General features: G+C 73.6%; 9 protein-coding genes. 4 read left to right on the top strand and 5 right to left on the bottom strand.

Annotation, left to right across the window (positions count from 1 at the left end; translation table 11 throughout):
• The first annotated feature begins 110 nt into the window (after nucleotides 1-110).
• On the top strand, nucleotides 111-974 hold the full coding sequence (locus HB370_RS30765; protein WP_030777808.1) for an aminoglycoside phosphotransferase family protein: 864 nt from the start codon (nucleotides 111-113) through the stop codon (nucleotides 972-974).
• Between the two features lie 55 nt (nucleotides 975-1029).
• Here the strand turns inward: HB370_RS30765 and HB370_RS30760 are convergent, their stop codons facing one another.
• The 4 genes from HB370_RS30760 to HB370_RS30745 form a co-directional block, all read right to left on the bottom strand.
• The gene (locus HB370_RS30760; protein WP_030777805.1) at nucleotides 1030-1752 is read right to left on the bottom strand and encodes a 3'-5' exonuclease; all 723 of its coding nucleotides are present in this window, start codon (nucleotides 1750-1752) and stop codon (nucleotides 1030-1032) included.
• A gap of 101 nt (nucleotides 1753-1853) precedes the next feature.
• Nucleotides 1854-3092: an SAV2148 family HEPN domain-containing protein gene (locus tag HB370_RS30755; protein WP_030777803.1), complete on the bottom strand. Its 1239-nt coding sequence runs from the start codon at nucleotides 3090-3092 to the stop codon at nucleotides 1854-1856.
• A 113-nt stretch (nucleotides 3093-3205) separates the two neighbouring features.
• Nucleotides 3206-4552 carry a copper amine oxidase gene (locus tag HB370_RS30750; protein WP_030777801.1) on the bottom strand — a complete coding sequence of 449 codons (1347 nt, stop codon included), beginning with the start codon at nucleotides 4550-4552 and terminating at the stop codon, nucleotides 3206-3208.
• 41 nt (nucleotides 4553-4593) lie between these two features.
• Nucleotides 4594-5406: a hypothetical protein gene (locus HB370_RS30745; protein ID WP_030777799.1), complete on the bottom strand. Its 813-nt coding sequence runs from the start codon at nucleotides 5404-5406 to the stop codon at nucleotides 4594-4596.
• Between the two features lie 201 nt (nucleotides 5407-5607).
• On the opposite strand from HB370_RS30745, the gene glgX reads away from it, so the two are divergent.
• The 3 genes from glgX to HB370_RS30725 all read left to right on the top strand — a co-directional run bounded on the left by glgX (nucleotide 5608) and on the right by HB370_RS30725 (nucleotide 12262).
• On the top strand, nucleotides 5608-7719 hold the full coding sequence (gene glgX / locus HB370_RS30735) for a glycogen debranching protein GlgX (protein ID WP_030777797.1): 2112 nt from the start codon (nucleotides 5608-5610) through the stop codon (nucleotides 7717-7719).
• A 704-nt stretch (nucleotides 7720-8423) separates the two neighbouring features.
• The gene (treY, locus tag HB370_RS30730) at nucleotides 8424-10793 is read left to right on the top strand and encodes a malto-oligosyltrehalose synthase (RefSeq protein ID WP_208974458.1); all 2370 of its coding nucleotides are present in this window, start codon (nucleotides 8424-8426) and stop codon (nucleotides 10791-10793) included.
• 218 nt (nucleotides 10794-11011) lie between these two features.
• The gene (locus tag HB370_RS30725) at nucleotides 11012-12262 is read left to right on the top strand and encodes a M14 family zinc carboxypeptidase (RefSeq protein WP_030777791.1); all 1251 of its coding nucleotides are present in this window, start codon (nucleotides 11012-11014) and stop codon (nucleotides 12260-12262) included.
• A gap of 40 nt (nucleotides 12263-12302) precedes the next feature.
• Here the strand turns inward: HB370_RS30725 and HB370_RS30720 are convergent, their stop codons facing one another.
• Nucleotides 12303-12716, bottom strand: coding sequence for an SSI family serine proteinase inhibitor (locus HB370_RS30720; protein ID WP_030777789.1), 414 nt, complete (start codon nucleotides 12714-12716; stop codon nucleotides 12303-12305).
• Between the last annotated feature and the right edge of the window lie 93 nt (nucleotides 12717-12809).

Here is a 12809-nt window from a genome sequence, read left to right as displayed (position 1 = left end):
AGGCCCGGTACCCCGTCAAGGGCCCGCGCACCGCCGCCGACCTGTACGGATGCGAGACTGGCCGGACGACGGACGGACCCGGCACAGGAAGACGGCACGGAGGCGGGACGATGGACGAGGCACGCGCGCGGGACGTACTGGCCGAGACGGGGGTGCTCCCGGGAGCGGCCCGGGACGCCCGGCTGGTGGCCCTCGGCGAGAACGCGGTGTTCGCCGCCGGCGACCTGGTGGTGAAGGTCGGCCGGGACGCCGAGCTGCTGCCGCGGGCCGAGCGCGAACTGGCCGTCGCCGCCTGGCTGGCCGAGGCGGGTGTGCCGGCGGTGCGGGCGGCCGAGCCGAAGCCGCTGCTGGTGGACGGGCACCCGGTGACCGTATGGCACCGGCTGCCGGATGCCGTACGACCCGCCGAGCCACGGGACCTGGCCGCGCTGCTGCGCGTCGTGCACGCCCTTCCCTCGCCCTCGTTCGCCTTGCCGCCCCGCGATCTGCTGGGCGGTGTGGAGCGCTGGCTGCGGCTCGCGGGTGACGCGATCGACCCGGAGGACGCGGCCTATCTCCGTGCGCGCCGCGACGGCTTCGCCGCGCGGGCGGCGGCGCTGACGCCCCAGCTGCCGCCGGGGCCGATCCACGGTGACGCGCTGCCCCGCAATGTGCACGTCGGGCCGGACGGGCCGGTCCTGGTCGACCTGGAGACCTTCTCCGCCGACCTGCGCGAGCACGACCTGGTGGTCATGGCCCTCTCCCGCGACCGGTACGGGCTGCCCGCCGAGGCGTACGACTCCTTCACCGGGGCCTACGGCTGGGACGTGCGCGAGTGGGACGGCTGCGGGGTGCTGCGCGGTGCCCGGGAGACGGCCAGCTGCGCGTGGGTGGCCCAGCACGCCCCGTCCAACCCGAAGGCGCTGGCCGAGTTCCGGCGGCGGGTGGCGTCCCTGCGGGACGGGGACGAGACGGTGCGGTGGTATCCGTTCTGACGGTGCCTCGCCCGGACGGGGCGCGGACGCCACGGCGCGCCCGCGGGTGGCGTCGTTACGCCGCCTGGTCCTCGGTCAGCTCGCGGAGCGGCCACGCGCCGTCGACCACCGCGTCCGTCTCGCCCTTGCGCCGCAGGAACGCCTGGAAGTCCGCCGCCCATTCGGCGTACCACCGGATCTGACGCCGGTGCAGTTCGGCGGGGCCCAGGGCGGCGATCTTCGGGTGGCGGTCGGCTATCGCGGAGGCGAGCCGCGCGGCGGCGAGGGCGTCGGCGGTGGCGTCGTGGGCCGCGCCCAGGACTATGCCGTACTCGGCGCAGACCGCCTCCAGGTTCCGTTTGCCGCGGCGGTAGCGGTCGGCCCAGCGGTCGATGGTGTACGGGTCGACGACCGGGGCGGGGGCGGTGCCGAGCCGGTCGGTCAGGGACGGCAGGCCGTACCGGCGCAGTTCGGCGGAGAGCAGGGTGAGGTCGAAGGCCGCGTTGTAGGCGACGACCGGGACGCCCGTCCTCCAGTACCCCACCAGGACGTCCGCGATGGCGTCGGCCACCTGGTCGGCCGGGCGGCCCTCGGCCGCCGCGCGTGCGGTGCTGATGCCGTGGACCGCGACCGCGTCGGCCGGGATCTCCACGCCCGGATCGGCCAGCCACTCCCGGCGGCCCACGGGCTCACCGGCCCTGACCTCGATCACGGCACCGGTGACGATGCGCGCCTGACGCGGATCGGTCCCGGTCGTCTCCAGGTCGAAGCCGATCAGCAGCTCCTGGTGCCAGCCCATGGGCGGCCCCCCTTCTTGGTGGTGCTTTCCCCCAGTGCCTCCACCATCGCACGCGGCACTGACAATCCACCGACGGCCTTGCGCCGCCCGGCGCCGGTGGGTCAGGACACCGGGCGCGAATCCGCCCAAGCCAGCTCGAATTCCTCGCGGTATGTCGGGAAAAGACCGGATTCTCCGACGTCGTCGGACGTGACCAGCCGGCTGCCGTTGCGCAGTACCAGGACCGGTGACTCCATCCCGCGCGCGCCGCGCAGATAGGACTGCACCACCGCGACGCCGTCCGCGCCGTCGCCGTCCACCAGGTAGGCGGTGAAGCGGGGCGTCTCGTCGTACACCTGGATCTCGAACGCGCCCGGGTCGCGCAGCCGGGACCGCACCCGGCGCATGTGCAGGATGTTCATCTCCACCGAGCGGCTCAGCTCGCCCCGTTTCATCCCCAGTTCGCGCTCGCGGCGCTTGACCGAGCTGGAGGCCGGGTTGAGGAAGAGCAGCCGCACCCGGCAGCCGGACTCGGCGAGCCGGACCAGGCGGCGCCCGGAGAAGTTCTGCACCAGCAGGTTGAGGCCGATGCCGATGGCGTCGAGCCGGCGGGCGCCGCCGAAGATGTCCTCGGCCGGGAACTGGCGCAGCAGCCGCACCCGGTCGGAGTGGACCGCGACGACGTCCGCGTACCGGTCGCCGACCAGGTCCTCGACCGCGTCCACGGGCAGCCGGCGCGCCGAGGGCACGTCCCCGCCCGCGCCGAGCATCTCCAGCAGCCGGGCCGAGGCCCGCTCGGCCTGGCCGAGCACCGCCTCCGACAGGGCCCGGTTGCGGGAGACGACATTGCGGGTCACCTCCAGCTCGTCCAGGGCGAGTTCGAGGTCCCGGCGCTCGTCGAAGTACGGCTCGAAGCACGGCCAGTGCTGCACCACCAGCTCGCGCAGCTGCGGCAGGGTGAGGAAGCTGAGGACGTTGTCGTCGGCCGGGTCGAGCAGGTAGCCCTTGCGGCGGCTGACCTCGCGGACGGCGACCGCCCGCTGCACCCACTCCTGCCCGGCCGGGCCGGCCGCGGCCACCACCCACTCGTCGCCGTGGACGGGTTCGTAGACGGGCCGCAGCACGGCGGCCACGACCGCGCGCAGCCGCTGTTCGACGAGGTTCAGCCAGATGTAGGCCCGGCCGGCCCGCTGGGCGCGGGTGCGCACCTCGCGCCAGGCGTCGGCGTCCCAGTCCAGCTCCGGGCCGATGGACCCCGCGTCCATCGGCCGGGCCAGGGACACCGCGCCGGGCGGGACGTCTGCGGAGTTCCCCTCGTGACCCTCGTCACCAGGAGGCAGCTCCAGCCCTCCCGAGCCCACCCGTGCACCGCCTTCCGCTCCCGGGGCTTCCCATCTCAACGATCAAGGAAGCCTACTCCGGGAGCGGTCGGCGGTGCAGCCGGATGGACAGGTCGGTTTCCCGGCCGCTCGGCTCAACTACGCCATTCCCAGTGTCCGTTCTGCCACGCCAGCTCCTTGGGAGTGAGCGGATTCATAGCCGTGACGTCCCGCGGGGCGATGGAGAGGCCCTGCCAGTGCACCGGCATGGGCTGCTGGTCCTCGTCCCGGGCTATGTGGTGAAAGCCGACGTTCACCCAGACCACGGGGTGGGTGAGGGCCTGGCCGTTCACCCACTTGTCGACGGACTTCGGGTGGCCCGTCGCGCACTTGGGGTTGTCACTGGCGAACAGCTCGCACTTGTCGTACTGGGTGACGTACAGGTCGTGCCGGGTGAAGGGGCGGCCCGGGTACTTGGTGGTGGGTCCGGGGACCAGTTCGTACGAACGGGCGTGCCCGTCCTTGTTCTTGCCGGACGCGCTGACCATCCGCCACCAGCGGTAGGTCTTGTAGTCGCCCGCGAACTCCTTGCCCGGCCGGGTGCGGGTGGTCCTGGCGGTCGGGCCCTCCTGCCGTCCGGAGGGGGCGCTGACGGTGGAGTCGTACTGCTCGACCTTCGTCCCGGAGGAGCCGTCGAGGCCGAAGTCGAGCCGCCAGAAGACGTTGTGGCTGTGGCTGGTCGCGTAGTCCTTGGCGTTCTTGCCGATGGGCCAGCCGCGCCCGTCCTGGGCGTTGTAGTCCTCCCAGGAGAGGCTGCCGGTGGCGCCGACGTTCATGTTGACCGTGCCGTCGTCCTGGAAGCGCCACTCGGTGATGTACTCGTACCAGCCGACCTGGTTGACCGTGTACACCAGCAGGTCCTTGCCCTGCTGCTGGTAGGTCTTGTCCGACTGGACGATGTCGTGCATCCGGTAGGCGTGACCACGCGAACGGGTGGTCGTGCACAGCCCCTTGACGTTCGGGTTCCTCGGGTCGCCGTCCGGGACCTTGACGGTCTTGATGGTGCCGCCGGGACACTCGCCGGGCGACAGTGTCATCAGTTCCTGGGCGAAGCCCTGGCCCGTCAGGTCGTAGTACTCGTGCTTTCCGTCGTCGTAGGGGACGTGGACCTGGGCGAGTCTGGCGCTGTTGAGGACCTTGATCGGCTTGGTCTCGCCCTTGGGCTGATAGGAGACGTTCTCCAGGACGAGGCCGGCCTTGCTGTCGTAGCGCCAGCACATCCGCCAGGTCGTACCGGTGGTGAGCTTCTGTTCGATCGTGTAGGCGGCGCTGCAGCCGGGGGCCGCGGCGGGGGCGGTGCGCGGCCGGGCCGCGGCGGGACCCGCGCCGGCCGTCGCGGCGGCGGCCAGCGCGGCCAGGGACACTCCGACGGCCGCGGTCTTGCGGGCGGCGCGGCCGAGGGCGCGCGGCCGGGCGCCGCCGGGCAGGTGCTGTTCGGGCATGACGGGACGACTCCTTGCCGGGGTCACGGGTGTGCGGGCGGTCAGCCGCGGTCGAGGGCGGCGGTCTTGCGGGCGCTCAGGTCGATCACCAGATCCCTGGTGTCGATCCACGGCCCGTTCCTGACCTTGGAGAACAGCCGTACGCACCGGTGTGTCCCGCAGGCGTCGAGCACGGCGGGCTGGGCGCCGGGCGCGGCCCGGTAGATGCCGCCGCTCAGTTCCAGCTGGTCCGGGGAGGTGAGGTCCTTGCCGGTGGCGTCCTTGTAGTCCGACTTGAGGCCCGCGCCGAGCGGGCTCGCGATCAGGAGGCGGGCCGCCTCCGCGTTCTCGGCGCGGCTCGGCGGCGGCTGCGCGCCGCGCTGGGTGTCCGTCCGCTCCACCTTCCCGGTGCCCAGGTTGACGGTCTTGGTGACGAGCGTGTCGTTCTTGTAGTCGTAGAAGGCCACGTCGGCCCGGCGCGGCGCGTCCGGGTCGTCCGTCTCGCCGGCCTCGGGCTCGGCGAGGTCGATGCTCAGCCGCTGCGGTCCGCGCGCCCCGGTGACGTTCTCGCCCAGGGCGGACAGCCGCCCGGCCAGCGCGGCCTTCTCCACCCGGCCGAGCTCGTCGTCGGTGAGCGGATCGCGGCCCGTGCCCCGCTCCGCCTCGGCGGGCGCCCGCTCCACGACGCCGGGCGGCGCGGCGTCCGGGCCCGGCCCGGTCTGCCGCGCGGCCCGCGTGCCGCCGCCGGCCCCTCCGGACTCGCCGGCGCCCGCCGTGCCCGGCAGCGTCACCGCGACCATGGCGGCGGTCCCCGCCGCCGCGAGGGCCGCGCCGGTCAGCACTTTGCCCAGATGGCGGCGCACTTTTTCGCGCACATTTCCCCCTACTCCCCCCTTGGTCACCCGGGAGTACGTTTTCTGCCCCGCTGGTTCGGCGCGTGGCGGGTACCAGAACCGCCACACGCACTGGTCACCTCACAAGAGGCCGGGTGGGCCACGGGAGGTTGCCTCACTTTCGGACAACACTCGGGGCCGACCCGGCCCCTGGCGGACGGCACACCTGGGAGAGTCGTATCCATGCAGGTCTGGCCTGGAGAGGCGTATCCGCTCGGCGCCACCTATGACGGCGCCGGAACCAACTTCGCGGTCTTCACGGAGGCCGCGGACCGAGTAGAGCTGTGTCTGCTGCACGACGACGGCTCGGAGACGGCGGTGGAACTGCGCGAGAGTGACGCGTTCGTGCGGCACGCGTACCTGCCCGGGGTGATGCCGGGACAGCGGTACGGGTTCCGGGTGCACGGCCCGTACGACCCCGGGCGCGGGCTGCGCTGCAACTCGGCGAAGCTGCTGCTCGACCCGTACGCGAAGGCGGTCAGCGGGTCGGTCCGGTGGGGCGAGGAGGTCTACGGCTACCACTTCGGCGCGCCGGAGCGGCGCAACGACCTGGACTCGGCGCCGCACACCATGACGTCGGTGGTGATCAACCCGTACTTCGACTGGGGCGACGACCGGCCGCCGCGCACCGAGTACCACCACACGGTGATCTACGAGGCCCACGTCAAGGGCCTGACCATGCGTCATCCGGACCTGCCCGAGGAGCTGCGCGGCACCTACGCGGGCCTCGCCCACCCGGCGGTCATCGAGCACCTGACCAAGCTCGGGGTGACGGCGCTCGAACTGATGCCCGTCCATCAGTTCGTGAACGACCACCGGCTGGCCGACATGGGCCTGAGCAACTACTGGGGCTACAACACCATCGGCTTCTTCGCCCCGCACAACGCGTACGCCTCCTGGGGCGACCGCGGCCAGCAGGTGCTGGAGTTCAAGTCGGCGGTCCGGGCGCTGCACGAGGCCGGGATCGAGGTCATCCTGGACGTGGTCTACAACCACACCGCCGAGGGCAACCATCTGGGCCCGACGCTGTCCTTCAAGGGCATCGACAACCCCTCGTACTACCGGCTCGCCGACGATCCGCGCTACTACATGGACACCACGGGCACCGGGAACTCGCTGCTGATGCGGTCCCCGCACGTGCTCCAGCTGATCATGGACTCGCTGCGGTACTGGGTCACGGAGATGCACGTCGACGGCTTCCGCTTCGACCTGGCGGCCACCCTCGCCCGGCAGTTCCACGAGGTGGACCGGCTGTCGTCGTTCTTCGACCTGGTGCAGCAGGACCCGGTGGTCTCCCAGGTGAAGCTGATCGCCGAGCCGTGGGACGTGGGCGAGGGCGGTTACCAGGTGGGCAACTTCCCGCCGCTGTGGACCGAGTGGAACGGCAAGTACCGGGACACCGTCCGCGACCTGTGGCGGGGCGAGCCGCGCGCGCTGGCCGAGTTCGCCTCCCGGCTGACCGGCTCCTCCGACCTCTACCAGGACGACGGCCGCCGCCCGCTGGCCTCCATCAACTTCGTCACCTGCCACGACGGTTTCACCCTGCACGACCTGGTGGCGTACAACGACAAGCACAACGAGGCCAACGGCGAGGACAACCGGGACGGCGAGAGCCACAACCGGTCCTGGAACTGCGGGGTGGAGGGTGACACCGACGATCCCGGGGTGCTGCGGCTGCGCGCCCGGCAGATGCGGAACTTCATCGCCACGCTGATGCTGTCCCAGGGCGTGCCGATGATCAGCCACGGCGACGAGTTCGCGCGCACCCAGCGCGGCAACAACAACGCCTACTGCCAGGACAACGAGCTGTCGTGGATCGACTGGCCGGCGGACGACGGCGAGCTGCTGGAGTTCACGCGCGCGATGGTGTGGCTGCGCCGGGACCATCCCGTGCTGCGGCGGCGCCGCTTCTTCCACGGCCGTACGGTGGAGGGCACGCACGACGAGCTGTCCGACATCGCCTGGTTCACTCCCGAGGGTGCCGAGATGACCCAGCGGGACTGGAACTCGGCGCGGGCCTCGGCGCTGACGGTGTTCCTCAACGGCAACGCCATCTCCGAGCCCGGCCCGCGCGGGGAACGCGTCACCGACGACTCCTTCCTGCTGATGTTCAACGCCTCCCCCGAGCCGCTGGACTTCGTGGTGCCGGTCGACCACGGCCGGCAGTGGCAGGTGGTGGTGGACACGGCCCGCCCGGACGGGGTGGAGCCGGGGACGGGCGAGAAGGTCGCGGCCGGCGACCGCCTCACCCTGCCGGACCGCAGCCTGACGGTGCTGCAAAGGCCCGCGGAGTAGGGCGCGGCCCCTCGGCGGGGCCGCGTGTCCGCCTCGCGCGCGTGGAGCGCTCTTCCGGGCTCGCCCGCGTACATGGCCGGGCCCACCGTCCGGGTGGGGACGACGGTGAGCCCGGTCGTCAACAAGGGTGCTGGTGGCCACGCCCATCGTCTCGGCCGGCCGGGACGGCGCGCGCGGCACGCGCGTGCGGGCGGTTCGGGCGGGCCGGGGGCAGGGGTGTCGGGCCGGGCGGGGTTCTCGCCTGCGGGGGTCGCCGCGTGGGACGTCGGGTGGAGGGCGAAGGCGGTGCCGCTGGTGGCCACCGGGGCCGCCGCGGCGGCCGTCGCGTAGGCCGGATGGGCGAGTACCGCGGCCAGGCAGCGGACGAAAGACAGTTCGTCCGGGGTGCTCTCGAAGGACAGCGCGGCACCGACCGTGGCCTCGGAGGCGCCCGAGCACGACCGGCCGGGCCCGGGCCGGCGGCCCCACGAGCGGCACGGTGGCGCCGGCCACGGCGTTGACGAGCGAGAACGCGAGCACCACCGTGCGCCGGCCGGGCCGGTCCGCGAGCCGTTCCACCAGCCCGGTCACCCGCCGGCAGACGTCCCCCGCGCGGCCCCGCCCCGGCTTTCCCGTCGTCCCCACCGCTCGAACCCGGACACGCGGGCGTGATCCGGGCACCGGCCGATGACACGAAAGACGGCGGGCGGGGTACGTAGGTTCCCATGACTCCTGCGCGTCCCGGGCCGGGGGTGCCCACGGCCACCTACCGGCTACAGCTTCAGCCCGCGTTCCCGTTCGCCGCCGCCGAGGCGGCCGTACCGTACCTGGCGTCGCTCGGCGTCTCGCATCTGCACCTGTCCCCGGTCCTGGAGGCCGTGCCGGGCTCCGCGCACGGCTACGACGTGGTGGACCACGGGCGCGTGCGCGAGGAACTGGGCGGTGAGGAGGGTCTGCGCGCGCTGGCCCGTACCGCGCGGGCGCACGGCCTCGGCCTGGTGGCGGACATCGTGCCCAACCACATGGCGATGGTCCCCCGGTACAACCGCGCCCTGTGGGAGGTGCTGCGCGACGGGCCCGAGTCGCCGTACGCGCGCTGGTTCGACATCGACTGGGCGGCGCACGGCGGCCGGGTGCTGCTGCCGGTGCTCGGCGGCCCGGTCGGCGCGGAGCTGGAGCGGCTGCGGGTGGACGGCGACGTGCTGCGCTACCACGACCACGCCTTCCCGCTGCGTCCGGGCACCGAGGCGCTGCCGCTGCCCGAACTGCTGGACGCGCAGTGGTACCGCCCCGTGTGGTGGCGGCTGGCCCGTACCGAGCTGAACTACCGGCGGTTCTTCAGCATCTCGGAGCTGATCGGGCTGCGGGTGGAGGACCCCGAGGTGTTCGACGCCACCCACGCCACGATCCTGCGGCTGCTGCACGAGGGCGTGCTCGACGGGCTGCGGGTCGACCACCCCGACGGACTCGCCGACCCCGACGGCTATGTCGCACGGTTGCACGAGGCGACCGGCGGACGCTGGACGGTCGTGGAGAAGATCCTGGCCGACGGCGAGCGCCTGCCGGCCTCCTGGCCCGTCGCGGGCACCACGGGCTACGACGCCCTGCGGCACGTCGACGGCCTGTTCACGGACCGCACCGGGGCGTACGAACTGCTGGGCCGGTACCGGGCGTTCGCGGCCCCGCAGACGGACCGGGGCGGCAACTGGGAGGCCACGGTCCGCCGGGCCGCGTACAAGGTGCTCACCCACGAACTGGCCACGGAGACGGACCGGCTCACCCGGGTGGCCGCCCGGCTGTGCGCCGCCTCGCCCGACCTCTCGCTGCGCGACCGCGCCCCCTGGGCGCTGCGCACGGCCGTGGAGGAGCTGCTGGTGCGGTTGCGGGTGTACCGGCCGTACGCCTCCACTGACGCCTCCGCCGTGATCACCGAGGAGGCCGCCGAGGAGGCCCGGCTGGCGTTCGTGGTGCCGGAGGAGGCCGAGGCCGTCTCCGTGGTGCGCCGGCTGCTGGTCGAGCCGCCCGGCGACCCGGCGGCGCCGGACCACGCCGACCGGGTGGAGTTCCGTACCCGGTTCGCGCAGACCGCGTCGGCGCTGCGCGCCAAGTCGGTGGAGGACACCGCCTTCTACCGCTATGTGCCGCTGCTGTCGGCGACCGAGGTGGGCGGCGACCCCGGCAGCCCTGGCGTGTCCCCGGAGGAGTTCCACGCGTACTGCGCGCGCGTGCAGCGTGACCGGCCGCTCACCGGCACGGTCGTCTCCACGCACGACACCAAGCGCAGCGCGGACGTGCGCGCCGCGCTGGCCGTGCTCACCGAGTGCCCGGACCGCTGGGCGGAACTGCTCGCCGAGGTGAGCCTGGCCGAGGAGGGCGCGCCGGACGGACAGCTGGCCTGGGCGGCCTGGCAGACGGTGTTCGGGCTGGGCCCGGCCGAGGAGGACCGGATCCAGCAGGCGCTGCTGAAGCACGCGCGCGAGGCGGGCATGTACACCAGCTGGACGGAGCAGGAGCCGCCCTACGAGGACGCGGTGGCCGCCTTCGTCTCCGCCGGGCCGTGCGGTCCGCCCGGCGAACGGGTGGCCGCGTTCCGCAAGGCGCTGGAGCCGCACGTGCGGGCCAATGTCCTGGGCACCGCGCTGGTGCACCTGACGATGCCGGGAGTGCCGGACGTGTACCAGGGCACGGAGGGCGAGTACCGGGCGCTGGTCGACCCGGACAACCGGCGGCCGGTGGCGTTCCCGCCCGAGGCGCCCGGCGAGAAGGACGCGCTGACGGCGGCGGCGCTGCGGCTGCGCGCCCGGCGCCCGGACGCGTTCGGCGCGGACGCGTCGTACGAGCAGCTGGACGCCGAGGGTCCGGCGGCCGGCCACTGTCTGGCGTTCGCGCGCTCCGGTCAGGTGGTCACGGCGGTGACCCGGCTGTCACTGCGGCTCGCGGAGGCGGGCGGCTGGCGCGAGACGCTGCTGCCGCTGCCGCCCGGCCGCTGGGCCGACGTGCTCGCCCCGGGCCGGGAATTCACCGGCCACGCGCGCGTGGCCGACCTGCTGGACCGCTTCCCGGTGGCCCTGCTGGAGCGCGTCGCGGACGGCTGAGGGCCCCCGCGCCGACAGTGCGCCACGGGACGTCCGTCATGCCGGTAGTGCGCTCACGGGTCTCCTGTCGTACCGGTAGTGCGCTCGTGGCACACAGTGGCCCGGATCCCGTCGGCTTCGCGCCCCCGCACGCCCCTGGCGCCTCCCCCGCCGACTGCTTGACAGTTCCCCCGTCGCGTGCGGGACTGGGAGGGCGAAGCCGGGCGGACAAGTCGGGGGTGAGTCCACTGCCGGAGCTGCGCTATCCCAGCGTTCCCGAACTGATCGCCCACGCCCAGGCGTTGGCGGCCCGGGAACCCGGGCTGTGCGCACTGCGCCAGGTGGGTGTCTCACGCGCGGGAAGACCCCTGCACCTGCTGTCGGTGGGGCACGCCGACCGTGCGGTGCTGGTCGTCGCCGGAGCCCACGCCAATGAGCCGACGGGCGGTTCCACCCTGCTGGTGCTCGCCGAACGCGTGCTGTCCCACCGCGAGTTGCGGGCCGGAACCTCCTGGCACTTCCTGCTGTGCGCGGACCCGGACGGCGCGAGCCTGCACGTGACCCCGGCGCCGCGCAGCCTGCTCGACTACCACCTCGGCTTCTACCGGCCGACGGGCGCGGAGCAGCCGGAGTGGTCACCCTCGGTGCTGCCGCCGGACCGGCTGCCGCCCGAGACGCGGACGCTGACCGGGGTGATAGACGAGTTGCGGCCGTATCTGCAAGTGACCCTGCACGGCACCGACTTGGGCGGCAGCTGGGTGCAGCTGACCAAGGACGTGCCGGGTCTCGCCGAGCCGTTCGCCAAGTCCGCGGCGGAGCTGCACATCCCGGTGGAGACGGGGGCCTCGGACGCGGCGGGCTGGCCGGCCTCCGGTCCCGGGGTGCATGTGATGCCCGGCCCGGACAGCGGCGTGCCCTACCCGAGCATGCCGGACGACGCCCGGCACAGCACCTGGTACCACGCGCACCGGTACGGCGGTCTGACGGCCGTGGTGGAGGTGCCGATGTGGGCCAGCGACCTGGTGGACGACCCGGCCCCGCATCCGGAGCCCGAGGCGGCCCTGCGCGGCCTGGCCGCCCGGCTGCTGCGGGACGCGCGGCAGGTGGAGCGGGTCCTCGCCGAGGCGCTGCCCCGGCTGGACGGCGTGGACGGACCGCTGCTGCGGGCCGCGCGGTGGGCGCTGGAGCTGATCCCGGGCCTGGCCGAGGACTGGGCGCACACCTCTCCGGCGGGCACCACGATGGCGTACGTCGGGAGTGTGGACGCCTTCGGGCGGCGGCTGCCGCTGCGGGCCGCGGCGATGCTGCTGCGGGTGCTGCGGGAGGCGGACGACCGGGCGGCGCCGCGCCTGGAGCGGCTGGTGGCCGCCTGGTGCGACGCCTTCGCGCAGCGGTTCCGGGCCCGCTGGGTGCCGCTGGAGCACCAGGTGGAGCACCAGTCGCGGACGGTGCTGGTGGCGGCGCAGCAGGCCCGGGAGCGGGTGGCGTGAGCCCGGCGCGGCCGGTGCGCCGCCCGGCCGGGATCCGTCCTCAGTCGTCGAAGGCGAAGACGTGCCGGGTGCGCGCCTTCATCACGCACGCGCTGGTGTACGTCTCCCGGAAGGTGACCGTCCGGCCGTTCCACCGGCCGAGCGCCCGGGCGGTCACCGGGGCGTAGATCATCGGGCAGAAGACGTTCTCGGCCGGGATGCGCCCGATGTCACCGCCGGCAGCGCCGAGTTCGGCGCAGGCCTCGGTCGCGCGCGCGTGCAGGCGCGGCGGGTCGCAGCGCAGCAGCGTGCCGCGCACCGCGCCGGTCCGGGCGCTGCCCTTGGTGACCGTCAGAAAGAGCCAGGTGTCCGCGCGGGCTTCCCGGGTGGCGGCCTGCGCCGGTCCGGCGGTGAGAAGGGCCGCGACGGCCAGCAGGGCACCGGCCAACGCTGTCGCTCTGGTGTGGTGAGTCATGCCGGTTGCATCGGCACGGCGGCCCGTCTTCCCGAGAGCCCTCACCCGTTCGGGACGGCCCGCGCGTACGCCCGTTCGTCCATTCGAAAAGGA

The sequence above is a fragment of the Streptomyces sp. DSM 40868 genome (assembly GCF_011820545.1).
Classification (GTDB): Bacteria; Actinomycetota; Actinomycetes; order Streptomycetales; family Streptomycetaceae; genus Streptomyces; species Streptomyces eurythermus.
This window is presented reverse-complemented; position numbering and strand designations above follow the sequence as displayed.